At 52.1% G+C, this 24,342-nt stretch carries 28 protein-coding genes; 7 read left to right on the top strand and 21 right to left on the bottom strand.

The window, feature by feature from the left end; all coding sequences use genetic code 11:
- Positions 1-155 precede the first annotated feature (155 nt).
- From BZK40_RS23990 to arsA (BZK40_RS23965), 6 genes are all read left to right on the top strand, one after another.
- Entirely contained in the window at positions 156-377 is a 222-nt protein-coding gene (locus BZK40_RS23990; protein ID WP_079935445.1) for a hypothetical protein, read from the top strand.
- A gap of 182 nt (positions 378-559) precedes the next feature.
- The gene (locus tag BZK40_RS23985; RefSeq protein ID WP_079935444.1) at positions 560-886 is read left to right on the top strand and encodes an ArsR/SmtB family transcription factor; all 327 of its coding nucleotides are present in this window, start codon (positions 560-562) and stop codon (positions 884-886) included.
- Complete coding sequence (arsH, locus tag BZK40_RS23980) at positions 886-1,599, top strand: arsenical resistance protein ArsH (RefSeq protein ID WP_079935443.1); 714 nt, start codon at positions 886-888, stop codon at positions 1,597-1,599. Before BZK40_RS23985 ends, arsH begins: the two co-directional genes overlap by 1 nt.
- Before the next feature lie 8 nt (positions 1,600-1,607).
- Positions 1,608-2,153: a sigma-70 family RNA polymerase sigma factor gene (locus BZK40_RS23975; RefSeq protein WP_079935442.1), complete on the top strand. Its 546-nt coding sequence runs from the start codon at positions 1,608-1,610 to the stop codon at positions 2,151-2,153.
- Between the two features lie 75 nt (positions 2,154-2,228).
- Positions 2,229-2,591, top strand: a complete 363-nt coding sequence (locus BZK40_RS23970) for an arsenic metallochaperone ArsD family protein (RefSeq protein WP_079935441.1) — start codon at positions 2,229-2,231, stop codon at positions 2,589-2,591.
- A 20-nt stretch (positions 2,592-2,611) separates the two neighbouring features.
- The gene (gene arsA, locus BZK40_RS23965; RefSeq protein WP_079935440.1) at positions 2,612-4,369 is read left to right on the top strand and encodes an arsenical pump-driving ATPase; all 1,758 of its coding nucleotides are present in this window, start codon (positions 2,612-2,614) and stop codon (positions 4,367-4,369) included.
- Positions 4,370-4,399: 30 nt separating this feature from the next.
- On the opposite strand, the gene arsC is transcribed toward arsA (BZK40_RS23965), so the two are convergent.
- The 10 genes from arsC to BZK40_RS23915 all read right to left on the bottom strand — a co-directional run bounded on the left by arsC (position 4,400) and on the right by BZK40_RS23915 (position 13,591).
- Entirely contained in the window at positions 4,400-4,825 is a 426-nt protein-coding gene (arsC, locus tag BZK40_RS23960) for a glutaredoxin-dependent arsenate reductase (protein WP_039556180.1), read from the bottom strand.
- A gap of 12 nt (positions 4,826-4,837) precedes the next feature.
- Entirely contained in the window at positions 4,838-6,127 is a 1,290-nt protein-coding gene (gene arsB / locus BZK40_RS23955; protein ID WP_079935439.1) for an arsenite efflux transporter membrane subunit ArsB, read from the bottom strand.
- A 47-nt stretch (positions 6,128-6,174) separates the two neighbouring features.
- The gene (gene arsA, locus BZK40_RS23950) at positions 6,175-7,926 is read right to left on the bottom strand and encodes an arsenite efflux transporter ATPase subunit ArsA (protein ID WP_079935438.1); all 1,752 of its coding nucleotides are present in this window, start codon (positions 7,924-7,926) and stop codon (positions 6,175-6,177) included.
- 17 nt (positions 7,927-7,943) lie between these two features.
- On the bottom strand, positions 7,944-8,306 hold the full coding sequence (arsD, locus tag BZK40_RS23945) for an arsenite efflux transporter metallochaperone ArsD (RefSeq protein WP_079935437.1): 363 nt from the start codon (positions 8,304-8,306) through the stop codon (positions 7,944-7,946).
- A 47-nt stretch (positions 8,307-8,353) separates the two neighbouring features.
- Positions 8,354-8,707, bottom strand: coding sequence for an As(III)-sensing metalloregulatory transcriptional repressor ArsR (arsR, locus tag BZK40_RS23940; RefSeq protein ID WP_079935436.1), 354 nt, complete (start codon positions 8,705-8,707; stop codon positions 8,354-8,356).
- Between the two features lie 242 nt (positions 8,708-8,949).
- Positions 8,950-10,479: a conjugal transfer protein TraG N-terminal domain-containing protein gene (locus BZK40_RS23935; RefSeq protein ID WP_079935433.1), complete on the bottom strand. Its 1,530-nt coding sequence runs from the start codon at positions 10,477-10,479 to the stop codon at positions 8,950-8,952.
- Positions 10,479-10,811, bottom strand: coding sequence for a hypothetical protein (locus BZK40_RS23930; protein WP_079935430.1), 333 nt, complete (start codon positions 10,809-10,811; stop codon positions 10,479-10,481). The genes BZK40_RS23935 and BZK40_RS23930 overlap by 1 nt, the downstream gene beginning before the upstream one ends.
- A 1-nt stretch (position 10,812) precedes the next feature.
- The gene (locus BZK40_RS23925; protein ID WP_079935428.1) at positions 10,813-12,228 is read right to left on the bottom strand and encodes an integrating conjugative element protein; all 1,416 of its coding nucleotides are present in this window, start codon (positions 12,226-12,228) and stop codon (positions 10,813-10,815) included.
- A gap of 14 nt (positions 12,229-12,242) precedes the next feature.
- The gene (locus BZK40_RS23920) at positions 12,243-13,193 is read right to left on the bottom strand and encodes a TIGR03756 family integrating conjugative element protein (protein ID WP_172111218.1); all 951 of its coding nucleotides are present in this window, start codon (positions 13,191-13,193) and stop codon (positions 12,243-12,245) included.
- Entirely contained in the window at positions 13,193-13,591 is a 399-nt protein-coding gene (locus tag BZK40_RS23915) for a TIGR03757 family integrating conjugative element protein (RefSeq protein ID WP_079935426.1), read from the bottom strand. Before BZK40_RS23915 ends, BZK40_RS23920 begins: the two co-directional genes overlap by 1 nt.
- Before the next feature lie 121 nt (positions 13,592-13,712).
- Here BZK40_RS23915 and BZK40_RS23910 point away from each other — a divergent pair, with 121 nt between their 5' ends.
- Positions 13,713-15,527: an SIR2 family protein gene (locus tag BZK40_RS23910; protein ID WP_216350551.1), complete on the top strand. Its 1,815-nt coding sequence runs from the start codon at positions 13,713-13,715 to the stop codon at positions 15,525-15,527.
- 52 nt (positions 15,528-15,579) lie between these two features.
- Here BZK40_RS23910 and BZK40_RS23905 read toward each other — a convergent pair whose 3' ends face one another.
- The 11 genes from BZK40_RS23905 to BZK40_RS24585 form a co-directional block, all read right to left on the bottom strand.
- Positions 15,580-15,966, bottom strand: a complete 387-nt coding sequence (locus BZK40_RS23905; RefSeq protein WP_079935424.1) for a hypothetical protein — start codon at positions 15,964-15,966, stop codon at positions 15,580-15,582.
- Positions 15,963-18,734 (bottom strand): conjugative transfer ATPase, encoded by a 2,772-nt coding sequence (locus BZK40_RS23900; RefSeq protein WP_172111216.1) that lies wholly within the window; start codon positions 18,732-18,734, stop codon positions 15,963-15,965. The genes BZK40_RS23905 and BZK40_RS23900 overlap by 4 nt, the downstream gene beginning before the upstream one ends.
- Positions 18,731-19,132, bottom strand: coding sequence for a TIGR03751 family conjugal transfer lipoprotein (locus tag BZK40_RS23895; protein WP_023218700.1), 402 nt, complete (start codon positions 19,130-19,132; stop codon positions 18,731-18,733). Before BZK40_RS23895 ends, BZK40_RS23900 begins: the two co-directional genes overlap by 4 nt.
- Positions 19,133-19,141: 9 nt before the next feature.
- On the bottom strand, positions 19,142-20,608 hold the full coding sequence (locus BZK40_RS23890) for a TIGR03752 family integrating conjugative element protein (protein WP_079935422.1): 1,467 nt from the start codon (positions 20,606-20,608) through the stop codon (positions 19,142-19,144).
- Positions 20,598-21,473 (bottom strand): TIGR03749 family integrating conjugative element protein, encoded by an 876-nt coding sequence (locus BZK40_RS23885; RefSeq protein ID WP_079935421.1) that lies wholly within the window; start codon positions 21,471-21,473, stop codon positions 20,598-20,600. Before BZK40_RS23885 ends, BZK40_RS23890 begins: the two co-directional genes overlap by 11 nt.
- Positions 21,473-22,129, bottom strand: a complete 657-nt coding sequence (locus BZK40_RS23880; RefSeq protein WP_079935419.1) for a PFL_4703 family integrating conjugative element protein — start codon at positions 22,127-22,129, stop codon at positions 21,473-21,475. The genes BZK40_RS23885 and BZK40_RS23880 overlap by 1 nt, the downstream gene beginning before the upstream one ends.
- Entirely contained in the window at positions 22,122-22,502 is a 381-nt protein-coding gene (locus BZK40_RS23875; protein WP_079935418.1) for a TIGR03750 family conjugal transfer protein, read from the bottom strand. The genes BZK40_RS23880 and BZK40_RS23875 overlap by 8 nt, the downstream gene beginning before the upstream one ends.
- 9 nt (positions 22,503-22,511) lie before the next feature.
- Positions 22,512-22,883 (bottom strand): TIGR03745 family integrating conjugative element membrane protein, encoded by a 372-nt coding sequence (locus BZK40_RS23870; RefSeq protein ID WP_079935417.1) that lies wholly within the window; start codon positions 22,881-22,883, stop codon positions 22,512-22,514.
- A gap of 28 nt (positions 22,884-22,911) precedes the next feature.
- On the bottom strand, positions 22,912-23,148 hold the full coding sequence (locus BZK40_RS23865; RefSeq protein ID WP_079935416.1) for a TIGR03758 family integrating conjugative element protein: 237 nt from the start codon (positions 23,146-23,148) through the stop codon (positions 22,912-22,914).
- The gene (locus tag BZK40_RS23860) at positions 23,145-23,456 is read right to left on the bottom strand and encodes an integrative conjugative element protein, RAQPRD family (RefSeq protein ID WP_079935415.1); all 312 of its coding nucleotides are present in this window, start codon (positions 23,454-23,456) and stop codon (positions 23,145-23,147) included. Before BZK40_RS23860 ends, BZK40_RS23865 begins: the two co-directional genes overlap by 4 nt.
- A 253-nt stretch (positions 23,457-23,709) precedes the next feature.
- Positions 23,710-24,312: a hypothetical protein gene (locus BZK40_RS24585; protein ID WP_139762124.1), complete on the bottom strand. Its 603-nt coding sequence runs from the start codon at positions 24,310-24,312 to the stop codon at positions 23,710-23,712.
- Between the last annotated feature and the right edge of the window lie 30 nt (positions 24,313-24,342).

The raw sequence follows: 24,342 nt of genomic DNA, 5'->3' as shown, positions 1-24,342 counted from the left end.
GGAATGTATAAGTTCGACATAATAAAAGAAGCCAAAACTATTGATTATAAAAATGGATTAATTCTTTGGTAGATATTAACAATACAAAAATATTGCCTTAAACATATAGTTATCGTATGTTTAAAACATTACGGATAATTATATGAGTAAGCAAAATGAAAAAGGATAATGTTCCATCCAAGCAATCAGATATCTGGAGTGTATTGTTCAGTGGGTTAGCCGAAGCCATAAAGATGCTCTTCTCCATCATGATGGCAATTGTCAGTGCTGGTAGTAAAACCACTCCCCCCACTGACTCATCGACAGAAGATAAAACCTTGCATGCAGGTTATCGGCATAACAACGACAAGAATGTGCATTTTGATAATGATGCTTAACTCTTCAGAAATGAGTTAATGCACCTCGATACACTCCAGATAGATCCTTCTCTCCAAGACAATATCAGTGTAAAAAATACACTAATAAACAATGTCTTGTGTGTTAAGCACAATCGATATTGTATAACATTAATATTTCCATTATTCTAGAAACATGAAATCATTTAATCACAAGAATACTTATGAACATAGACTTAGCTGTATCAGTTTTGAAAGAGCTGGGACATCACACAAGACTGAGTATTTACAAAGAGTTGATCAAGGCTGGTCATGAGGGACTCCCAGTCGGTGAGCTACAAAAACGACTTGAAATTCCGGCTTCAACATTGAGCCACCACCTGTCATCAATGATATCGGTATCTCTGGTTAGACAGGAGCGGCAGAGCAGAACGCTTTTTTGCCATGCCAATTATGAAAACCTTGAGTCGCTCATTACTTTCCTGACTGAAGAATGCTGCCTAGGCAGTAATGATAGCTTAGCTACGCCCCAAAATAATGGAGAAGCATAATGACAGGTGATCTGAAGAATATTGATGCAGGCTTATTCGATACCTCGATCACTGAGCCCAAATTAGGCGTTCCTGCCGTTCCTCATCCGCCGCGAATCCTCATGCTATACGGCTCTGTACGTGAACGCTCTTACAGCCGATTGGCAACGGAAGAAGCGGCAAGATTGCTGACAGCCATGGGCGCAGAGGTTCGGATCTTCAATCCCTCAGGCTTGCCTCTTCCTGATGATGCGCCTGACTCACATCCTAAAGTCATGGAACTGCGCGAGCTGGTTCGTTGGTCCGAAGGGATGGTGTGGTGTTCCCCTGAACGCCATGGTGCGATGACCGGCATCATGAAAGCCCAGATTGATTGGATACCGTTATCAGAAGGCGCTGTTCGCCCTTCGCAGGGTAAGACACTGGCCGTTATGCAGGTCTGCGGTGGCTCTCAGTCTTTCAATGCCGTAAACCAGATGCGAATTCTTGGCCGCTGGATGCGGATGATCACCATCCCGAATCAGTCCTCTGTGGCAAAAGCCTGGCAGGAGTTTGATGAAGATGGACGCATGAAGCCGTCATCGTACTACGACCGTATCGTGGATGTGATGGAAGAACTGGTGAAATTTACTCTGCTGACCCGAGGTAACTCAGCCTATCTCGTTGATCGCTACAGCGAACGAAAAGAGTCTGCAGAAGAACTTTCCCGGCGGGTTAATCAGAGCAAAATTTGAGGGCTGGTATGAGTGATGTAACGGCATTCAACAACTGCATGAGCGTGTTCTGGCGGCAACATGAAGCCGAACTCTCTCGCTTTCTGATATCGAAGACAGGTGATAGCGAAAAAGCAGCAGACCTTCTGCAAGAGCTATTCCTGCGTGCCCGCGCTCATTCAGACAGTTTCTGCGAAATGGAGAATCCGCGAGCCTGGCTGTATCGGGCGGCGAGGAATCTGCTGATTGATGAGTACCGCACCATCAGGGAATTCGTTGAGCTGGAAGATGATGCCCCATTAACTGATCCATCCCCTGATGCAATCTCAACGCTGGATATTTGCCTGCCTGAAACATTGCAGGCATTACATGAAGATGAGCGGTGGTTGATTGAAGAATCCGACCTTAACCGGCGTCCCCAGCAGTCTCTGGCCGATGAACTGGGAATCACGCTTACGGCGTTTAAATCCCGACTACTTCGGGCCAGAAAACACCTGAAAGAGACTATGACAGAACTTTGTCAGATCGAGGCGGATGACACGTCTTCCGTCTGCTGCCACAAAAAAATGAATTAATCGCGCATCTTTTCCCCACCACCTTCGTTTACCTCAGTGTAAAGCCAAATGACTAAACACTGAGGTAAACAGTCCATGTCAAAAATTGAGATCTTTGAAGCAGCAGGCTGCTGTGCAACCAGCAGCGTTGTAGTCAGTGACGAAACCGTCAAATGGAACGCCAGCGCCGAATGGGCGAAAAAGAATGGCGTTGATATACAGCGCTACAGCCTTGCGAAGAATCCGCAGCAGTTCCTGAACTCGCCGGTCATTAAAGAGTTTCTGAACACATCAGGGATGGAGTCTCTCCCTGTCACCTTGCTCGACGGCAAGCTAGTGATGGCAGGCAAACTGCCAACTCGTGAAGATATCGCCCGTTGGGCAGGTATTCCGCTTAGTCAGGACTGGAGTGAAGACAGCACGCAACCACGCTGCTGCAGCATTCCACGTATGCCTTAATTCCAGAGGAGCAATCACTGATGAATATGCCATTTTTGAAAGACATTCCCCCGTTCATCTTCTTCACTGGCAAAGGTGGCGTGGGTAAAACATCCCTGGCCTGTGCTACTGCGGTATGGCTGGCCGATCAGGGTAAGAGAACGCTTCTGGTGAGTACCGATCCGGCTTCCAATGTCGGCCAAGTCTTTAGCCAGACTATCGGCCACCGAATCACAGATATCAGAACCGTAGAAAATCTTGCCGCGATGGAAGTTGATCCGATGGCTGCAGCACAGGCTTATCGTGACCGAGTACTCGACCCGGTTCGTGGACTGATGCCAGCCGATGTGGTCAGCAGCATTGAAGAACAGCTCTCCGGTTCATGCACTACGGAAATCGCGGCATTTGATGAGTTTACTGGTCTTCTTACCAACCATGAGTTGCGGGAAAAGTATGACCATATCGTATTTGATACTGCGCCAACCGGTCATACCATCCGTATGCTTGAGTTGCCGGGGGCATGGAGCGGTTATCTCGAAGCGAACCCTGATGCCGCCGCTAACCTCGGGCCGCTGGTGGGGCTGGAGAAACAACAGCACCAGTACTCAGACGCGGTTAAGGCGCTCTCTGATGCTGCACTCACACGTCTGGTTCTGGTTGCCCGCGCCCAGACTTCAACACTGAAAGAAGTCTCTCATACGCACGATGAGCTGTATGCAATTGGTTTGCAGCATCAACACCTTGCCATTAATGGTGTGCTGCCGCCGTTTGCAGGTGAAAATGATCCGCTGGCGCAAAGTATTCTGGCTCGGGAAGAAAAAGCATTACAGGCAATGCCAGAGAACCTGGCGAACCTTCCCCGCTCGCAGTTGTATCTGAAGCCATTTAATCTGGTCGGTCTGGAAGCCCTGCGTCAGTTATTTACGGAGAACAAAGCCTCGCTGCCGCTCCCTGCTACCACGCTGAATACTTTGGATTTACCGAAACTTGCCTCACTGGTAGATGAACTCAGCCAGACAGGCAAAGGGCTGGTCATGACGATGGGTAAAGGCGGAGTGGGTAAAACGACCGTAGCGGCATCGGTAGCGGTATCGCTGGCTAAGCGTGGTCACAAGGTCCACCTGACCACATCCGATCCGGCGGCACATCTGTCTTACACCCTGGATGGCTCGCTGCCAAATCTTCAGGTTAGCCGTATCGACCCGAAGGTGGAGACAGAGCGCTATCGCCGCTTTGTGCTGGAAAATCAGGGCAAAGGATTAGACGCTGAGGGACTAGCAGTGCTGGAGGAAGATCTCCGCTCGCCATGTACTGAAGAGATCGCCGTCTTTCAGGCATTCTCGCGGATCATCAAAGAGGCTGACGACCATTTTGTCATTATGGACACAGCGCCAACGGGTCACACACTTCTGCTACTGGATGCAACAGGAGCCTATCACCGGGAAATGGTGCGTCAGATGGGGCAAACACATGACCATGTGATGACGCCAATGATGCAATTGCAGGACCCGGAGAAGACAAAGGTGATTATCGTGACGCTTGCCGAAACGACACCAGTACTGGAAGCGGCGAACCTACAGCAGGATTTACGTCGCGCTGGCATCGAGCCATGGGCATGGGTTGTGAATAACAGCCTGGCGGCAGCTGAACCAGCTTCACCCTTCCTGAAGACCAGGGCGAACCGCGAGCTGCCTCTCATCTCTGATGTGGAAGAGCAGTATGCAAAGCGTATTGCATTAACAGCGCTACAGAGCGAAGAGCCGGTTGGTATTGACCTGCTGGAAGAAATGGCGAAGTAATAATGGAGGGGGCAAATGCCCCCTTCATCTTTATTTCAGTCTTTTACCTGCATCATCAACGACTTTTTCACCGTCTTCCTTGGTGAAAGCCGCTTTCTGGGCATCTGGAAGGATATCCAGAACGACTTCAGAAGGACGGCAAAGTTTAGTTCCCAGTGGCGTCACTACGATAGGACGGTTGATCAGAATCGGATGCTGCAGCATAAAGTCGATGAGCTGGTCGTCAGTAAATTTATCTTCTGCAAGACCCAGTTCCTCATACGGCTCGACGTTCTTACGCAGCAAAGCACGGACGGAAATGCCCATATCCGCAATGAGTTTGACCAGCTCATCGCGTGAAGGTGGAGTCTCAAGGTAAAGAATAACGGTCGGCTCGATACCGCTGTTGCGGATCATCTCCAGCGTATTACGCGACGTGCCGCAGGCTGGGTTGTGATAAATGGTGATGTTGCTCATATCAGTATCTCATTACAAAGTGAAAGAGAGACGTAGCGCCAGCGCTGCCAGCGTTACAAACAGCACAGGCAGAGTCATGACGATCCCGGTGCGGAAATAGTATCCCCAGGTGATGGTCATATTCTTCTGTGAAAGGACATGCAGCCAAAGCAGCGTTGCCAGGCTACCAATCGGTGTGATTTTCGGCCCCAGATCGCAGCCAATCACGTTGGCATAGATCATCGCCTCTTTGATAACGCCTGTTGCGGTGCTGCCATCAATAGAGAGAGCGCCAACCAGCACGGTAGGCATGTTGTTCATGATGGAAGACAGGAAAGCCGTCAGGAAGCCAGTACCAAACGTCGCGGCCCAAAGACCTTTGTCTGCCAGCACGTTTAGCACACTGGAAAGGTATTCGGTTAGCCCGGCGTTGCGCAGGCCGTAGACCACCAGGTACATCCCCAATGAGAAGATGACGATCTGCCAGGGTGCGCCACGCAGCACTTTGCCGGTGTTAATGGCATGACCTCGTTTCGCCACCGCAAACAGAATGGAAGCCCCTACAGCAGCAATCGCGCTGACCGGGATACCCAACGGCTCAAGGACGAAAAAGCCAACCAGAAGAAGGATCAACACGATCCAACCGGTTCTGAAGGTTGCCAGATCTTTAATCGCTTTTGCCGGTGCTTTCAGGAGAGCCAGGTCGTAAGTCGGCGGAATATCTTTGCGGAAGAAAAGATGCAGCATAACCAGCGTGGCAACAATGGCTGCAATATCCACCGGCACCATTACCGACGCATATTCGGTGAATCCCAGACCAAAGAAGTCCGCCGAGACGATATTCACCAGGTTCGACACGATAAGCGGCAGGCTGGCCGTATCGGCAATAAACCCGGCAGCCATGACAAATGCCAGTGTAGTGCCTTTGCTGAACCCTAATGCCAGCAGCATGGCGATGACTATCGGCGTCAGAATAAGTGCCGCACCATCGTTGGCAAACAGTGCCGCCACCGCTGCGCCGAGCAGAACGATATACGTAAAGAGCAAACGTCCACGACCGTTACCCCAGCGGGAAACATGCAGCGCTGCCCATTCGAAAAAACCGGACTCATCAAGCAGCAGGCTGATAATAATTACGGCAATAAAGGTCGCCGTCGCGTTCCAGACGATATTCCACACCACCGGAATATCGCCAACATGCACAACGCCAGATATCAGAGCCAGTACCGCACCCAGCGTCGCGCTCCAGCCGATGCCTAACCCCTTCGGCTGCCAGATAACCAAAACAATGGTCAGGACAAAAATAGCGCCTGCCAGTAACATAAAACCTCCTGACAGGGCGACTTTGCCGCCCTGTATATGCAAAAAAATTAACTCATCAACTCTCTGAGCTTTTCAATACCGGCGGGTTCTGACGCCAATACCGGAACAAGCGCTATACGGTCAGCGTGCTGATTCTTAACAGCCTCAATCTGAGGCAGTTCCTGCTGGGCGCGCTGGCAAAGCAACCGAGAACTCGTATCCGCAATGGAAAGGCTGTTATTGATAATCCAGCCCCAAGGATGAATTCCCGCACGCTCAAGATCGGACTGCAGGTTTGCAGCTTCCAGTACAGGTGTGGTTTCAGGCAGAGTGACCAGCAGGACTTTGGTACGTTCCGGGTCCTGAAGCTGCATCATCGGAGTGGTAAAATGACCTTTATCCCCCATCTTCCTGGCAATCTCACGGTGATAAGCCCCGGTAGCATCAAGCAGTAATAGCGTATGCCCGGTGGGTGCCGTATCCATGACCACAAACCGTTTGCCTGCTTCACGGATTACGCGTGAGAACGCCTGGAACACCGCAATCTCTTCCGTGCAAGGAGAACGTAAATCCTCTTCGAGCAGCCGTTTCCCTGCCTCATCCAGATCCCTGCCTTTCGTCTCAAGAACATGCTGGCGATAGCGTTCAGTTTCATCGTGAGGGTTGATTCGGCTGACCTGCAGATTTTTGAGACTTCCATTGAGCGTTGAACTGAGATGTGCAGCGGGATCTGAGGTGGTGAGATGGACATCAAATCCCATATCCGCCAGCCTGACGGCGATGGCAGCAGCCATCGTGGTTTTCCCTACACCACCTTTGCCCATCAGCATAATCAGGCCGTGTTCACTGCGAGCGATATCATTGACCAGGCCAGAGAGTGATAAGTTTTCAGGCGTGTACCGGATGTTCGTTACCGGGGGCGGTAATGCCTCAGAACGGGTATTCAGCAGTCCCTTCAATGCTGAAACACCAACCATATTGACTGGCTGTAGTAATAGGGTATCTGTCGGTAGCTCAGATAAACCGGCAGGAAGATTTGCCAGCGCCTCCTGCTCACGTTGCCATATCGCAGCGGCCAGGGCGTCATGTTCAGCTTCGGCTTTAGGCAGCACACCATTAATCACCAGGTACTGGTTTTTCAGGCCAATTGCGGCGAGTTCTTCATGGGTGCGGGCGACTTCCTGCAGCGTAGATTTTTGCAGTCGTGCAACCAGAACCAGGCGGGTACTTTCAGGATCGGATAACGCCTCTACCGCATGAGCATACTGCTCACGCTGCTTTTCCAGCCCGGCCATTGGGCCAAGACAAGAAGCACCATCTGGATTGCTTTCAATAAAGCTACTCCAGGCACCAGGAAGCTGGAGAAGGCGAATCGTGTGACCCGTCGGCGCTGTATCAAAAATGATGTGATCGAAACGGGTCAGCAGGGAAGCGTCTGTCAATAAGCCGGTGAACTCATCAAACGCCGCAATCTCAGTGGTACAGGCTCCTGAAAGCTGCTCGCTGATACTGTTAACAACGTCATCAGGCAGAAGACCTTTGATAGGATCAACGATTCTGGCCCGATATTGCTGGGCGGCTTCCTGCGGATCAATCTCCAGTGCGGAAAGTCCAGGAACTGCTGTCACAGGGCGAATCGTGTTACCGATAGCCTGATCGAATACCTGACCGACATTGGAGGCCGGGTCGGTACTGACCAGCAAAACCCGCTTACCCTGTTCGGCAAGGCGGATAGCTGTCGCGCAGGAAATGGAAGTTTTTCCTACACCTCCCTTGCCAGTAAAAAACAGGTAAGGCGGGATATTCTGTAAGAATTTCATATGTCCTCCTGACATATTCAGCAACAGGAAGTATTACCACCACAGCAACTGGTGGGAGCTAACCCTACCTTCTCCAGCGGAATACCGAACCAGCGAGCCAGCTCAGCGCGTTTTGGGTATCGCCCAGCCATCACCGTTTCACCGTCCAACAACAGTAGCGGAAGCCCTTCTGCTCCAGATGCTTCGAGGAATGCTTTCGCTTTCTCATTGTGAACAAAGCTCATGGGCTGCTGCGCCAGGTTGTAACGTTCAACCTGTACGCCACGTCCTTTCAGCCACTGCACATCAGCAGAAAAATCAACCAGAACCTGATCGACATCTGAGCCACATACGCCGGTACTGCAGCACATTGCCGGGTCAAACACCGTTAACGTCTTCATTCTGAATACCTCACATTTGAAAAAACATATATGTTCAGGCAAATTTTTTAGATGCAAACAGCCTTACCGCTACCAGAGCAGTTTGCCGATGCCAGCTTACGGGCGATGGCCTGTACGTCGTCCTGTTGGCTTAACCAGGCCTGCTCAATCACCTGAGCGGCCCAGGAAGGAATATGCGGGGATAAGCGGTAGTGAACCCACTTGCCCTGTTTGCGATCCAGTAATAGACCACTTTCCCGGAGCATTGCCAGATGACGGGAGATCTTAGGCTGCGACTGATCCAGCGCCGCGCAAAGATCACAGACGCATAACTCTCCCATTTCCCTGAGCAGCAGCACGATGCCCAGACGGGTTTCATCAGAAAGATTTTTGAAGAGTTGTAGGGGTGAGAATCGCGACATAATAGTTGTCTCCAGCTGTTGTTTAGCAGTCTCTCTCTACAGATACCAGAAGTCAAACTCATATTTGTTTTTTCGAATATATTAACAAAGAGAAGAGATAAAAAATGCATCTATACACAGGATGAAACCTTCCTATTCAGGATGAGGGCTAATTGAACACTGTGTAAAATTGTTCAGAGAAGGCACAGCAGCCTAACGTTAAAATGGCTGTGACGCATTGTATTCACAGCCTATTTTTTAAACTAACCTTTTCCTTTGGATGCGCCTTTTGTTGCTACCGTTTTGACTACCTCTCCAGCGACTCCAGGCCCTTTAGCACCAGCATCCTTCGCCCCTTGTGAAGCCTTATCCACCACTGAAGATAAAGCGCCACCGATCTGAACACCGCTCCAGCTCACCGCCCCAAACCAGAACATGGGCAACATTACATACATCGCTCCCAGCACCAGATTCATGATCCAGCCATCCGAACCGGTACTGGCAAGCCAGTTATTGAAGCTGTTCGTATACCCCTTGTAGCTGGCGTACATCAGCTCGATGAGCTTGTCATCCAGCCAGCCGCCAAGCTCCCACCAGAACGGAACGAATATCAGCGCAAACATCGCAAAAGTAATGGTGACCACCACCTTCGGGTCGTACGCACCGAACAACATAACCAGTGGGATACACACCACAATAGCCATCAACAAAACAGCATGAACCATCGGCAGCGCCTGCCGCAGAGCATCAAACGCCGGGAGCTGCGTCACCTGAGCAGAAAGCGCACCAAGACCGCTCAGCGCCTGCTTAATACCGGTATCGATGCCCGTTCCCTGCCCTTGCTGGTTACCCATCATGTAAGTATCGCCACCACCAGACAATTGCGTGTTTTGCGGACTCACCAGCCAGCGCAGCAGACTTTCCTCCCAGTTCGCGGGGGACTTTGCCTTCATCATATTGACCGTGCGGGTATCAAAGCTTTCCAGCAGGCGGCTTTTCAGCCCTTTACTCGATGCGCTCCACCAGTCTTTACAGGTTGGGTAGCCGCCACGGCCAACATTGGGATACCCACTGTCCCGGCTTTCGCTATACGGCCACGCAGCTCGCGGTGACGTTGAGGTGTAATAGTCGTAATACCCTGAAGTATTGAGAAAATAATCGGAACCAATCCAGCCAACTGAATCAATCGTGGCGGCGGTCAGTTTCGGATTACTGTTCTTCAGCTTATAATACGACTTCGCATAGCACTGGCTGGCAAACTCCTGAACTTCCTCCCGGATGATAGGATCGATCAACTTGGTGTGCTGAACCTCAAAGCGTAACAACCGGAAGTCATTCCCGCAGGGGATTGAGGCGATGGCCGCATGGGTCACCCCTTTGGACAGCGAATGCACCAGATACCACCACGCAGGGATTTTCGCCGTCTGACCATTAAACTCCGCAATCAAAGGCCCATAGCCGGATTCATCCGGTTTAGGCACATTCACACCACATTGAGCTGAACGGGTGCGATCAAACTTCATCGTTGTGATATCGATATCCTGCATCGGCATAGCACAGAACATGATCACCACAAACGCGACATACAGAACGTGTTCCATTCGCGGCAGCGCTAGCGCCCCTTTGTTGCCTTCGTCATCTCCTTCTTCCCGAACCTTCAGCCAGACACCGGCGATTTTGAACGCCAGCGGAATGGCAAAAATCCCTGTGGTGGTAATAATCATCCACAGTGCGTTATTGATGAGCCAGCCCATAAAGACCAGCACCATTTCCAGATAGCTGTCAGCCGTCATCACATCCCCCAACGCGAACTGGTGATTTCAATCATCACGAACAGGCAAACCGTCATTATTTCCAGCCGGTAAACCTGAAAGCGCCGGGTACAGTGACGCAGGAAATAGCCCCGGACACGGTGCAGCCAGAAAAACGTGATAACCGTGTACAGCGCCAGTCGCCAGAACAGGAGCGGCGTTTTTATCTGAAGCAACCACGTCCTTAGTTCCGTTTCGCTACCCGCGAAATGCAACAGCGTGAAGCTAACCCCCCCGAGAGCCAGTATGGCGACAATACAGAATAGTGAGACCCGCAACACTCGCTGCCAGAGTGGTTTACGAATAACGTCCATCTTATTCCTCCACCTTCTGATTCAAGTTCTGCATGGCGTCATCATTCTGCTGCACCGGCTGACGCAGACCATGATCGGCCTCACGGCTTTCCTGGCGCGTCAGCGTGACAAGAATGGAGTTGTTGCTGATCGCTTTGCGGATCTCCATTTCGTTCTTCAGCGCCAGCACCTCACGGTCGAGGAACTCTAGGCGACGGTCGGACTCATCAAGCGCCATTGTCTGATCCGCCGCGTTCGGTTCCGACTGACCGGCCATCAGCATCCGGCGCATACCCAGCGCGGTAGAAATGGTCTCTGACATCGCCAGTTCGCTGGCAAGACGCTGTACCAGCGCAGCGTTATCCGGGTCATCCTTCAGCGCCTGAATAACTCCGCGCGATACAGCCAGATCACCCGTTTTCAGCGTAGCCAGATTGGTCGAGTTGGGCGTCAGGTTTCCGTTAACCAGCTTCACAAGGATTTCCAGATTCTCCTGCGTGGTCTCTTCCAGCATCGGTGAGAAACCGACACCGGCAGTTGATGCGCCAGGTTCGTTTTCCACGCCGCCGCTGCTGCAATCGCTGGCCTCGGAACAGGTACGAATTGCCCTGTCGCCAAGCACTTTAACAACGGCTTCCGCCGCTTCTTCGCTGGTCTTATACTTCTTGCACAAAGAGCCATTGCAGGCCGATCCGCTGACGCCGCCGCTACTGGTTACAGACTGCTTATTCAGAATATTGAAGCCCGCTTTCGCCAGGTCATGCGTGGGTTTAATTGCAGGCTGACCGCTACCGCCGCGTTTTTGCCCACCAATCCACTTCACCCCCTCTTTGCCGGTGGAGGTTTTTAGCTGGTTATCCGCAGCCACCGCATCCGGTGTGGTGGAGACAATATTCTTAAACTCTTCCCCTATTGCCGCCTGCGTCCACTGGCTGGACGTGGTGTAATCCGCCATTTTCTTCGACATGTTCTGGCAATTAAGCTGGGCTTTATCAAACGAGACATTGGCCTGAAGCACGCCGTTGGTCAGCAGTTCATACAAGCCTGGGTTTGCCCGCTGGATGATCATCGCAGGCAAACTTGCTACCGCGCCGGTGGCGCTGCTGATCACGTTGCTCATCATGTCTTTAAAGCCGCTGGTCGCGCCATTGAGCTGGTTTTTAACGGTAGTATTGATATCAAAATTGCCGCACATCAGGTCACTGTTCCAGCTGATCCCCATGCCCAGTTTTTCCATATTGTTGTTGCTGGGCGGCTGCGATATCACCGTCCCACCACCGATGGTGTAAAAGAGGTTATCGTTTACTGCACCTTTCAACCCCTTACTGGAATCGGTGTTAATCACATCATTATCCAGGTCGAAAACCGCCCGGGCCGGAAGGCTCAGCGCAAGGCATCCCATCAGAGCACCTGCAAGAACTATGCGTTTATTTGTCATACTCACTCTCCTTGTTATTGATAATCGATGCTGTAGAGGAACGTCTGACCACGGCGCTTACAGCAGCTGTAGGGTTGCCATAGTGCCCAGGCGTAATTGCCATCGGTTGCAATGGGATTGGGGCTGTCCGGAAAGACAGCACAGGATGTGGACAGCGACGGCGTGAGCTGCTGCCATTTATGATTACGGGTGCCGGTGTTTTCCGTGACCGGCGAAGGAGGCCAGTAGCCCGGGCTGGCTCTGGCCGTCATCGGTTGATAGACGTGAATTTGCCCAGTACGGGTGACAACATCTGCCGCACGCTGTGCAACGACCGCTGCCGCTTTATAGTCATCAACCTGAGTGACAAAACCGCTACGGGGATAAACGTTCCCCCACATATTCGCGCCCATTGTAGAACCCACTTCACGCAGTCCGGGCGTCATCGCTTCCGGATAAAACGACTCCGGCAAGCCAGATCGCCACATCACCGCATCAAGGGTACTGAGAAGATACGGCATCATCGCCGTGGCCGGACCGGAACAGGTATACCCCATTTGTCCCATAAACTTATTGAAAACGGGCGCGGCCAGCGCCGGATGACCAATAACATCCGCATTTTTGAATTGCAGGTTATCTTTCCGCTCGGTGCGTTTCTGCTCATTCGCACCGCCACCTTCAGCAATACCGGAAAGGCCCGTTCCCAGAAACGACATTTCCGTCCAGGGATTACTGCCCGTCTGGTTGTAGCTGGAAACAACCACGTTAGGGATGTAATGGCGTACTTTGGTGGAGGTCTTTACAACGCAGCCCACGGGCGTACAAAGCAGCCAGTAGCAAATACCAACGATTTTGTATTCCAGGCACTGGGGGGACAACGCACTGGCGATGATCTGCGCGGAGTTAATCGCTCCGGCCGCAAAGGGCTGAGCAGCACAACCAAACGCTAATGCAATCGCCAGCCGGTGCCGTCGAAGCTGTTTCATCATCGCGCCCCCTGAAATTCAGCAAGACGAGCTTCAGCTACCGCAACATCTGCCGTGCCGTAAACCACGTAGCGGTCGTCAAACACCACGGCGGGATACTTCGCCAGTTTCAGGCTGTATGCCTGTAGCACGCCCTGGTACGCCTGTCCGATTTGTTGCTGTTTTTGCTGCCAGTCCGGTGACTGGATAATGGTTTTCGCAACCTGCTCCGCCTGTACCGGGTCAGCAGGCAACTCACCAAACAGCTGGCGCTGAACGGTATCCGGGGCATCGAGGTAAACCACCTGGTCGCTGGAAGCGTTCGATGGGGGATGATGACTATCTGTGTAAACAACGGTCGCTGCCGGTGCCTGAACAGCAACGGTCAGCAGCGGGATCATGAACTTTGAAGATCTCATAATGCACTCCTGTGATGGGGAAAATCACAGAATGCGCGGAGTTATTGAAGGACACAGCAAACAAACGGAAATGAGATTTTGAAAATTATTCCGATAGGAGTAACTTAATACTTTATAGAACATGATCAACTACATAGAGAAAAAAATGACCCTATTAAAAAATGATCCTTTGACACAGTTAGCTTTTTCAATTCATGAGAACAAGGGGGTCTTTGCAATTCTCCTGGGTTCTGGATTGTCTCGATCAGCAGAGATTCCCACAGGCTGGGAAATCACTATTGATCTCGTTAGACGCGTCGCTTTAGCACAGGGTGAAAAGGAACAATCTGACTGGGCTAAATGGTATAGAGAAACAACAGGAACTGAGCCTAATTATTCATCCCTTCTGGAAGACATTGCAATTTCCCCAGATGAACGTCGATCGATTTTACACAGCTATATTGAGCCAAACGAAGAAGATAGAGCAGAAGGAAAAAAAACGCCAACTCAAGCTCACCGGGCTATAGCTAAATTGGTCAGCACCGGTCATATTCGAGTCATTATCACCACTAATTTTGACCGATTGATGGAAAATGCATTACGTGATGAAGGAATTGAGCCAACCGTAGTTTCTACACTGGACTCTTTACAAGGTGCAGAGCCGTTAATCCATAGCCAATGTTACATCCTCAAAATTCATGGTGACTATAAAGATGCCAGAATACTTAATACTGATAGTGAATTAGAACACTACCCTGTTGAATTCAATACAATATTAGACAGAATCATTGATGAGCATGGCATGATCATTTGTGGATGGTCCGGGGAATGGGACCATGCGTTACGAGCTGCATTTACACGCTCACCTAGCAGGCGTTATCCCATGTTCTGGGCGGCACGAGGCGGATTGGGAGAAAGAGCCAACGATCTGGCAAATCATCGTCAAGCCAAGATCATTTCAATTAATGGTGCAGATGATTTTTTTCATACTCTACAACAACGAGTCAGTATTCTCGAACAAAGCCAACGGCAAAACCCATTAAGTATCGAACTATTGACAAACAGCACAAAAAAATATCTTTCAAAGCCCGAACACCGCATCCAATTAGATGAGTTAATCGCTGGAGAAGTTGAGAGATTACTGGAAAATATCAGCAACGAAAAGTTCACAACCCAAGGCCAATGGAGTCCAGAAGAATTTCAGCAACGGGTAGCCTTGTATGAATCAGCAACAGAGGCTTTAGGCCGAATAGTCGGAGTTTTAGGGCGTTGGGGAAACGAAAATGATGTTTTACTGGTTACTGAAATCATACGCACTGTTATGCATAACGCACAAAACCATAACGGTGGATTATCTGTATGGATAGATCTAAGAGCATATCCTGCCGTATTAATAATGACAGCTTACGCAACCGGACTCACGCTCGCCAAAAGATGGGCTGATCTTCATTCATTATTTCTCACATCTCTTCCTAATAGATATGACAACGACAGTTCAATAGTTTCATCTTTATTTCTATGGAAATGGGATGGTGGCAGAGATACATGGAAACATTTAGAGGGGTTAGAGAGAAGAAAAACAGCGCTCAGTGACCATCTTCTAGATATTATATCTGAATGGAAAACCAGTTTTTCGGGAGTTTCAGCAAACTTCGAATTAGTTTTTGATAAATTTGAAACCTTGGCATCCTTAGCCTATTTTGATGATGAAACAAAAGGCATGGATAATTTACAAGAGCTTATCAAATCAGGTGCAATAAGAGAGAACTTCATCAACATTCCGGTAGGAAGAGTAGGATGGAACAGTTCGTCATTCAGAACCATTACTGAAGAATTAAAAAACCCTAAAAAGAATATGGCATTCTTAGAACAAGGATTTGCCAATAATGACCAACAAATCTTGGAGTTGTTTTTAAAAGAACTAGCAGCCGAATCAGGTAGAATGAGTTGGAGATAGTTCGGTATTATATACTTGAAGGTACAGGGGCAAATTAAAATGCCCCTTCAAATTAGGACAAACGCCTCGCCAACTCGAATAAAAAATAAACCACATCCACCGCATCAGGCACATTGATATACCAGCGCACCCCATGTACGTAATCATCCATAGCAGGCCAGCGCAGACTGCCAGTAACTGTCAGCAGCAGGTTAACCGTTCCCGTCTTCCCCTCTACCTGAGCGGCCAGGCAGTTATGCCCGGCCACACGATGGGGCGAATAAGTAAATATCGCCTTCTCCCCTACCCGCTGACGGATCTGGCGACATAATTCCGCCAGTTGCGCATGATGGCGCTGGCTAATTCGCGGATTACCCTGTGGCGGCGCATCAAACAACACGCCGGTATTCGAAATATTACCTTCCACAACGTCTAACACCCTGGTTCTGAACCGCATCATGCCGCCTCCTCCGTGGCAATCCCACGGGCGATATCGAGTTGGTGCGCAATCCGCTTCGCTGCGTCCAGCTCGCTAATACCGTGTTCAACCATCAACGCCCGACGTGCCGCTTTCTCATCCTTCTCGGTCATGCCCAACGCCAGATACAGGCTCGGCGGCACAGCCCGGAATAGCGCCTCGATACGGCTTGCCAGCACCACGCCTTCGGTGTAGCAGCGCGGCGTTTTGGTCGCAGAAAGCAACATCGCTTTTTGCTCAGCGGTAAGTTTTTTAAACCGGGCGATCTCTTCCACCTCTTCAGGCGGCATCACCAGACACAGCCACCATTCGATCATATTGAGCATCTTCTTGGCCGTGGCCGGGAAGTCTTCCAGGTTCTGCGTTGCCAGCCACAGCCACGCGCCGAGCTTACGCCACATCTTCACCACCTTAACCACATACGGGGCCAGCAGCGGGTTGGTGGTAATCATATGCGCCTCATCGGTCGGGAAGACGATCTCCCGGTCCAGAAACTGGTCACGTTCGGCGATATTGTTGATGGTATTGACCAGCGAGGTATAGGCCACCGCCAGCGGCGCTTCATAGCCTTCACGCGCCAGCGTGCCCAGGTCAATCAGCGTGACATCCGCTTCCGGCCAGTTCTGCCCCGGGCGGTTAAACAGCTCGCCCAGGAAGCCCTGCATAAACACGCCTAGCGATTCACCCATGTTCTGCGCCCGGGCGCGGCGAACTTCCGGGCGGGACTCATCCTGCGCGAAGGCGTAAAAGGCATCCTGAAGATCACCGGTGATCATCTGTCTGTCTTCATCCCACGCTTTACGCGCCCCGGCCAGAATCGCCTCGCGCATCATGCCCCGATCGGCACGCTCCAGCCGCGCCTCTTCTTTGGCTTCCCCACCGGTGACCATCAGACGCGCCACAATCTCCAGCTCGCCCAGAATATCGCGCTCTTCCTCCGCATCGCCGTCGTCCATTTCCTCCACCTCGATACGTTCACTCAGCTCACTCTCATCAACGGCTTTCACCGGCGCTTCAATCAGCTTGTACGCATCAGCAAACGGGGCCAGCGAAATGCCGCAACCCGGTTTGATGCTGACCTTGTTCACCGACAGCTCCAGCTCCGCGCAATAATCGGCAAACAGGCCAAATGAGTTACCCGCTTCCGCAATAAACAGGCGTGGCCGGTGAATCGCCATTAGTTGGGCAAACAGGCTGTTGAGCGTCGCCGACTTACCCGAGCCGGTCGGGCCAAACAGGACCAGATGCGCGTTTTTGGAACGGTCGGCGCTGTTAAGCGGATCGAACGTCAGCGGCGCACCGCCCCGGTTAAAGAAGGTAAATCCCGGATGACCAGTGCCGGTGTCACGGCCAAACACCGGCAGCATATTTGCCATATGCTGAACAAATGTCAGGCGGGTGTACCAGTTCTTCTTATCCAGCGTCGGGTTAAAGCACATCGGTAGCGCCCGAAGGTAGCCGTTCAGCGGTGCCACATCGTATTCCGGCTTCACCGGTTGCAACCCGGCGTTAAGCAGGATGGCCGTCAGATCGCGCTGGCGGCTGTTGAGGATTTTCAGTGACTCTCCGGAGAGAAAGAAGGTCATGCTGGCGCGGTACAGTTTATGCCGTTCACCCAGATAGCTTTTGGCCGTATCGGCATCGGCCCGGACACGTTCGGACTCGGTATTCTCGCCAATGGCGTTTTTCGCCAGATGGTTGAAGCGCTCTTCCAGCACATCCTGCGGCTGCACGACCAGCGTCAGAGAAATCACCGTTCCTTCCGGCAGCAAATCCATCAGCGCGTTGATGTTCTCCCCTTTACGGGTTTCGCCGGTGAGGTGGCCGACCGAGGGCGCACGGCGGATGCGATCAATACTGACGGCTTTATGCGGCCGTTCGTCGAACCACCACACGCCATTCTCCACATCAGAGCGCGGCGGCGTAAACATCAGGGTTTCGCTGAAATCGTTAAGCACCGGCAGCTCACCGTTGCGGGTGTCAACATGCGCCGCCGTGCTGTACAGCGTCTCTTTATCCACCCAGTCAGGCTCGGGATTAAACCAGCGCAACAGCCAGGCATGGATCTGCTCGCCGTTCTGTCTGACAGTCACAATCCCCGCCCCGGCCAGCGCCGAAGATAACCGCTCGCAGACCTGATTCAGCTGCTCTTGCGGGGAATATGGCTCAGAGACACCCGGATTGACATAGCGATAAATCACCATCCGGGTACGACGTTGCTGGCCGCGCCACGGTGCGCCAGTAATGGCCTTGTCGATAAACAAACCTTTTGGTACGGCGATGCCGCGCATATGGCGTTCCATCTCATGCAGGTACGCAGCAGTGAATGCCGTTCCCTGTGCCCACGGTTTGACATAGCCGCGCAGCTTATCGATGTATTCCGTCACATCGGTTTCATCCTGACAGAAGAACTGGATGACCCACGGATGACTGTCCCGCTCGTCAAAGCTGTCCTGGAGCGCATCTTCAACAATATCGCGGATCTCATCCAGCCGTTCGCCGGTGCGCCCTTCAGTTCCCACCGGCACCACTTCAAATACGGCGCCCACCGAAATACCGTCATCGAGCAGCAGGCTCTGGCTTTCCGGCAGGTATTCCACCCACGGCAGGAAGTCGATAAACGAGGTGTTATTGGGGTACAGCGAGCGCACACCGTCCTGCGTCAGCCTGCCACTCTTTTTCTGTGACGGCAGCACCGATTCATCCTCCACCGGCTGCGGCTGTTTTTTTGTGAACAAACTAAACATCAGAGTGCCTCCAGCCGTTCGCCCGGTAACGCATACTGCACCCGGCTGTAAAATGAGAACACCGAGCTGTATCCCGGCACCGGCGCTGGCTCATTTCCCGCCATATGTGGATAGATATAAATCACCATATCCGGATTGGGCAGGCGCGGAAAAAGCTGCTGGATCTCATTGTGAGCATCGCGGGTATAGCTCTCTTCCAGCGACTGACGGGTTGCCAGATCCGCATCGTTCAGCCCCCGGCGCAGCACGCTCCGGGCCTCCGTCGTGGTCCGGGCGCTGCTGGCTTTGTTCTGCCACATATCAAGCATGGTGCTGTCGCCGGGCGGCAGCATTTCATCTTTAGAGGTACTGCAACCGCTCAGCAACAACGCGACCAGCATGAATAAACCGTATCCTTTCATGGCGTCTCCTTAATCCAGCTCGTGTTGCTGGCTGACATCAAAATCGTATTTGACCTTGCGGCCCTTCTCTTCGTAATCAATCGGGATCTGGCGGGTAATATGCACAGCAACATTCGCGCCGGGAGGAACGTAAATCGCATCAAACATCTGGCCGTATCGCGCTTTCACCCATTCCGCCAGCTCGTTTGTGCCGCCGGATAACGCCTTGCCCAGCGCTGCCTGTCCGGCGCTGCCGGTAAGCGTACTGGTGATGGACGTCCCGTCAGTGGTTGTTGTGGTCTGGCTTTCGGACATTGCATCAGAGGCCGCACCGGCAGCAGACAGCGCAAATAACGTGGGGAGGTAAGTTGAGGCATTGCTTTTACGGTCGCCGGACAGACACGGAATACCGTGCTCATCGGACAGCCAGCCAATACTGCCGCCATTGGATTTCCCGTTGCTGCCATCGCTGGATTTTGCCGACTGCGGCACCGTGCGTACCGTACCGTCAGTGAAGACAAACGTAATAGAGTGGACTTCACCGCGTACGCAGGACAGCACCCAGTCACCGGTGGCCGTACCGGACACAATCGCACCTTCAACGTCCGGCAGCTCGATACCGTTGGCGGTCAGGTTCTCTTTACCGATAAGAACCTTGAAGGGATAGGGGTCGGTCACTTTGCCATCAATCGGCACGCGCCCCAGCAGGGCGGTCATCGCCTGGCTCCCGACCAGCGTGGAGTTCTCCGGCAAGGTGTAAACAGGTAGATCGGTTTCCTCAATGGCTTGCTGGTTTTTCGCGACACGATCAAGCTCAGCTTTCTGACGGGTGATCTCATTGTCATTCAGCCCACCAAACGCTGTCGGAAACTGGAATGTGCCGGTGCCATTGGTCGCAGCTGCTGCACCGGTCACCGGCTTACCGTTGCGATCCAGTTGCACACCATCCTGCGGTTCTATCCAGACAGTGCCTTGCGCCACCGTTTCGGCTTGCCCTGCATCTTCCAGCCCCAGCCCGACAGGTAAATCACTACCTGCGGGAGTATTGCTACCCGCTCCCGGGCCGGGAACCGTATTTTTTAATGATTCCAGCAGGCCAGCCAGCCGCTGCTGTTCAGCCTGAAGTTTTTGCTGTGCCTGGGTACTTTCCTGTTTAACGGCATTAACCGCGTCATTGATGCGCCCGTCCACATTACTGCCTTTATTTTGCAAGCGGGCGTTTTCCTCGGCCAGCGCAGCATTCTGTTTCTCCAGATTCTCCTGACTGCTCTGGATCGTTTTAATTCGTCCAACCAGCGTACGCAACGTATCCTGCGGTGTATCGCCCTCGATGCCGAGAATGCGTAGTTCTTCTTGGGTCAGGTCAGCCACCGTAGCGTTATCCGCCGAGTCCTGCGTCTGTTTCGAACCGCCACAGGATTTCACGCCGATCACCACCGCCGACAGCAACACCACCGGCACAATGACCTTCAGCAGGGTATTCGATTTAATCTGCATCGCCCTTCCCTCCTTTGCCTGTTTTCGCCTTCACTGGCTCAGGAAGAAACGCGGCATCAGGACGCCCTCTGGTCACCAGATACACCGTCGTGGTGTCTTCCGGCGTGCCACTCGCGCCCAGCCAGCGATGCTGGAATGTCGCACTGTAAAAATTACCCTGAAGACGACGTGGATCGAGAACCACTTTCTCCGCACGCTGATTACGCAGGGTCAGCGCCACCACGCTGTAACCCTGCAATTCCCATGCGGCCAGCGGTTTAATTTCAACGGATTCTGACGGCAGCAATGAGGTCAGTTTGTCCGGCAGCGCCAGCGAAATAGAATGCACGCCGGGCAACGGCTCAATCGTTCGTGACGGTGCGTACAGACTTTGCGCGGCATAGCGGGTTAAAGCCACCGGCAGCGGCGTGGTGGATTTTTCCTCTTTCGGTTTCGATGTGGACTGTCGTTCGCCAGTTGTTGCGGTTTTATTGTCGGTCACCGCAACATCACCGTTCCCCGTCGAGCTGGAGACCTCCCCCTGATACACCAGGCTTACTGGCTCCAGAACGTTTTTCCCCTCTTCGGCGCTGATATCCAACAGGATCATCTCGCCGTTCTCCACATCCTGAAGGACCAGTCGGGTACGGGCAAACTGCTCCCCGGGTTGCAGGTACACCGCGCCGCCGGTACTTTGTACGCGCAATTTCCCCTTTAGTTCAGGCGGAAATCCCACTCGCACATTGCGGTTCACAAACACAATGCGCTCCTGCCCGACATGCAGGGATACCGGCAGCGGAATACGCTCCCACTTCACCAGCTCAACCGCCTGCGCCGGTAAGGCGGCAAGACAGGCCAGCGACAGTAAAAATCGTCGTAAACTCATCAGTTAAACACTCCCTTTTTCTCTTCCTTAACCACAGGGGCCGCTTCCAGACGCTGCGGCGCTTCCGAGAGACAATCCAGCGCCAGACCAAACGGGTTAGCCTCCGGATTTTTATCCCAGCGCACCACTTTCAGCGGATAGCGCACCAGCGAGCGTTTAACCGGCTCGGAGTTAACATATTCGTCGGTAACCAAATCCAGACGAACCTGCCAGTTATCGCGGTCAATAATGGTGACGCTGTCATCCCGGTAGCCCCGTTCAGGGATTTCCGACACACCGCGCACGCGATCCCGCGATTCGCCCAGGTCCTTACGCTGCTTCGCATCCTTATGCAGCAGTTCCTGACAGGTCGGTGTCAGGTAGGCCGACAACGTCTCAATACGATAGGGATAATCAACGTCACCATCCTTCGGCCAACTGTTCAGTTGCTGGAAGATATAAAAGCTGAAGGCATATACCGTTGAGGGAGGGATCTCCCACCACGGACGGGAGCTGCCGGAGCGAAGATCGGGAGGATTGTGAATGGTCAGATTGCGCGGAGACATCATCCAGCCAAGCATGGACAACACTAACAGCACCAACATAATCCCACATGCAGCGCGGAGCGTCCGGATATGATTGTCACGGGCATTCAGGGCATTTTTAAACTTACTCATGAACGGCCTCCTGACGGCGAACCACAGGACGCAGACGGCGCAATGCCAGTACCCGGCTGTTTTGCACCAACCCTTTTGTTCCCAGACCAAAGTGGCTTAACAGCATATCCAGCCTGCGATAGAGGTAGTTTTCTGGCTTGCCGCGCTTAAAACGCGCCATTAACCTGCCGCCAAAAATAATCGTAACCAGTGGCATTAACAGCGCCACGGTCGGAAAGGCTATCCAGCCGAGAAATGGCAGAACCGGTATGGCGACCACGAGGCCGCCCAGTACGCTGAACAGCGCGGTAAATCCCAGTTCCGGCGTGGTGAATCCACGAAACACCACCGGCTCAGCATTCAGCCTGTCAGGCATAAATTCGATAGTCGCCATACGCTGTCCTCAGAGCAGAACCGTTGCGGCCTTAGACGCCAGCCAGATAACCACGACGATCAGGATCACCCCCACAACGCAAAGCATCCCGAATTTCGCCCAGGTTGATTTTCCGTCACGAACTTCGGCAAAGGTGGCAATAATGGCGTTACCGACGGCCAGCATGGCAACTGCCGCAAGAATTAACCCACCCAGCACGATACCGTCATTGAGGTATCCGGAGATCTGACCGTAGAAAGAGCTGTCGGTGCTGCTTTTCGGACCTTCAACAGTGGGTAACCCCGCGTGGGCAGAAGAAATTCCGGTCAGAGCAACGGTCAGAACCCGCGCCCACCAGAGACGAAAAGAAAAACGCAGAGAAGATAATGCAGAGCAAAACATGGTTATTTCCTTATAAGAGAAGCCAGGCTTAGCTGGCAAAGAGATAGATAGCGATGATGATGAGAAGGACTGAGCGGATGGCAAAACGCACCAGTGCCTGCTCTTTGATATGACCTGTCGCGTACCCCCGATAAACATGCAGAAAACCCCATCCCACCCACAAAATCAGCAGGGCAATCAGCGCACCAATAAACACTTTGCTCAGCAGTGCGGGATCGGCGTTGCCACTTGCCGCCTTAAATGCGTTGGTCTGGGCATCATTCACGGGCGACGCTCCATCCGGTACTGACCGGTGAGAGAGGCCGAAGGCACGGGCTGAGCACGGGAAGGTTCCAGGTAGATACCGATCCCCTGGCGAATCGCCTTGATGTCCTGCGTTGCCCTCAGATAATCGAAATAGAAGCGCCCGTTCTGTCCATCCTGAACGGCGACAACACGGGCGCGTTCTAGCGCGAGCTGCACTTGATCCAACTGATTCATTACCAGCGCCAGCTCGTCAGACTCGGCGGCCTGAACGCCCGAAATCAGCAAAAAACCCAACAGGCACCATGCCCGGGGTTGTGTCATGCGCATATAAACCTCCTTCAATGCGATTGCATGTACGGAGGAAGAGTGGCGAAAAGCGTCCTGGGGGGCAGTAAGAAAACAGAAGTGGAATTTAGAAAATTATGGAAGGGGTAAAGCGTGGCGCATAATGCGCCATCGGGGTTCTTTGCCACCCCGGCGCAAGAAAGCTTGCGCTCCCGGCAAGGCTCCTTCTCGAACCAGAAAGACGCACATGTTTGCTATTCTGGTTCGGGAAGGAGCTGAGAAATAAACAGAATTATTAGTACCTTCTCATTTTTGGTAACAACATTGGGTCTGTGACTCGCCAATTAAAATTCGGATTCTGCTCCATAAACCAAGAGATCGAAGTTTTTGCAAACATTCTAAAAGCTTCATCATTCCATAGTTCAACGATTGCATCTCGACTTAAACGGCCATCTTGAGTTGAACCTTTGTAGATCCAACCGAGATATGCATCGAGCTTTGGTTGTTTTCTTCCTTTGTAATGTCCATGCGGAACTGATGGGAAAAAATCAGCATCAGCTTGATGAAATTCCCAATCTTTGGTCTTAGAATGCCGTGATAGAAAATGATAAAAACCATCGTCATCACGTTGTATTCTTCCTTTAGGGCTTCTTTCTTCAGCAAGAGAGCCGGGTTTATTATTTCTTTCCGGCTCTCCCCAACTTTCACCCTCACCATCATAACCCTCTAATGAAAGCAGCCGATTTGCAGCCTTATAGGTCGGATCTTCTGGTTCGCACATTTGAATTAAGGAAAACATTCTATCTTGAACATGCACCCAGCTTAATACACCAAGGTAATAAGAATGTTTAGTAAGTTTGAAATATAACAATGAAGCTCTCTGCTCTAAGTATTCCATATTTAATCCCATTCATCCCAACCAAAAAAA

It is taken from the genome of Citrobacter portucalensis, from assembly GCF_002042885.1.
Lineage (GTDB): Bacteria > Pseudomonadota > Gammaproteobacteria > Enterobacterales > Enterobacteriaceae > Citrobacter > Citrobacter portucalensis.
This window is presented reverse-complemented; position numbering and strand designations above follow the sequence as displayed.

Coding starts and splice junctions, on each gene's coding strand:
- arsC (WP_039556180.1), bottom strand. CDS start 4,825: ATGAGCAACATCACCATTTATCACAACCCAGCCTGCGGCACGTCGCGT.
- BZK40_RS23905 (WP_079935424.1), bottom strand. CDS start 15,966: ATGATGCGGTTCAGAACCAGGGTGTTAGACGTTGTGGAAGGTAATATT.
- BZK40_RS23935 (WP_079935433.1), bottom strand. CDS start 10,479: ATGACGGCTGACAGCTATCTGGAAATGGTGCTGGTCTTTATGGGCTGG.
- BZK40_RS23920 (WP_172111218.1), bottom strand. CDS start 13,193: ATGAAACAGCTTCGACGGCACCGGCTGGCGATTGCATTAGCGTTTGGT.
- BZK40_RS23975 (WP_079935442.1), top strand. CDS start 1,608: ATGAGTGATGTAACGGCATTCAACAACTGCATGAGCGTGTTCTGGCGG.
- BZK40_RS23930 (WP_079935430.1), bottom strand. CDS start 10,811: ATGGACGTTATTCGTAAACCACTCTGGCAGCGAGTGTTGCGGGTCTCA.
- BZK40_RS23860 (WP_079935415.1), bottom strand. CDS start 23,456: ATGCGCATGACACAACCCCGGGCATGGTGCCTGTTGGGTTTTTTGCTG.
- BZK40_RS23885 (WP_079935421.1), bottom strand. CDS start 21,473: ATGAGTTTACGACGATTTTTACTGTCGCTGGCCTGTCTTGCCGCCTTA.
- BZK40_RS23970 (WP_079935441.1), top strand. CDS start 2,229: ATGTCAAAAATTGAGATCTTTGAAGCAGCAGGCTGCTGTGCAACCAGC.
- BZK40_RS24585 (WP_139762124.1), bottom strand. CDS start 24,312: ATGGAATACTTAGAGCAGAGAGCTTCATTGTTATATTTCAAACTTACT.
- arsR (WP_079935436.1), bottom strand. CDS start 8,707: ATGTCGCGATTCTCACCCCTACAACTCTTCAAAAATCTTTCTGATGAA.
- arsD (WP_079935437.1), bottom strand. CDS start 8,306: ATGAAGACGTTAACGGTGTTTGACCCGGCAATGTGCTGCAGTACCGGC.
- BZK40_RS23875 (WP_079935418.1), bottom strand. CDS start 22,502: ATGGCGACTATCGAATTTATGCCTGACAGGCTGAATGCTGAGCCGGTG.
- arsH (WP_079935443.1), top strand. CDS start 886: ATGACAGGTGATCTGAAGAATATTGATGCAGGCTTATTCGATACCTCG.
- arsB (WP_079935439.1), bottom strand. CDS start 6,127: ATGTTACTGGCAGGCGCTATTTTTGTCCTGACCATTGTTTTGGTTATC.
- BZK40_RS23990 (WP_079935445.1), top strand. CDS start 156: ATGAAAAAGGATAATGTTCCATCCAAGCAATCAGATATCTGGAGTGTA.
- BZK40_RS23910 (WP_216350551.1), top strand. CDS start 13,713: ATGATCAACTACATAGAGAAAAAAATGACCCTATTAAAAAATGATCCT.
- BZK40_RS23895 (WP_023218700.1), bottom strand. CDS start 19,132: ATGAAAGGATACGGTTTATTCATGCTGGTCGCGTTGTTGCTGAGCGGT.
- arsA (WP_079935440.1), top strand. CDS start 2,612: ATGAATATGCCATTTTTGAAAGACATTCCCCCGTTCATCTTCTTCACT.
- BZK40_RS23880 (WP_079935419.1), bottom strand. CDS start 22,129: ATGAGTAAGTTTAAAAATGCCCTGAATGCCCGTGACAATCATATCCGG.
- BZK40_RS23890 (WP_079935422.1), bottom strand. CDS start 20,608: ATGCAGATTAAATCGAATACCCTGCTGAAGGTCATTGTGCCGGTGGTG.
- BZK40_RS23985 (WP_079935444.1), top strand. CDS start 560: ATGAACATAGACTTAGCTGTATCAGTTTTGAAAGAGCTGGGACATCAC.
- BZK40_RS23915 (WP_079935426.1), bottom strand. CDS start 13,591: ATGAGATCTTCAAAGTTCATGATCCCGCTGCTGACCGTTGCTGTTCAG.
- arsA (WP_079935438.1), bottom strand. CDS start 7,926: ATGAAATTCTTACAGAATATCCCGCCTTACCTGTTTTTTACTGGCAAG.
- BZK40_RS23870 (WP_079935417.1), bottom strand. CDS start 22,883: ATGTTTTGCTCTGCATTATCTTCTCTGCGTTTTTCTTTTCGTCTCTGG.
- BZK40_RS23925 (WP_079935428.1), bottom strand. CDS start 12,228: ATGACAAATAAACGCATAGTTCTTGCAGGTGCTCTGATGGGATGCCTT.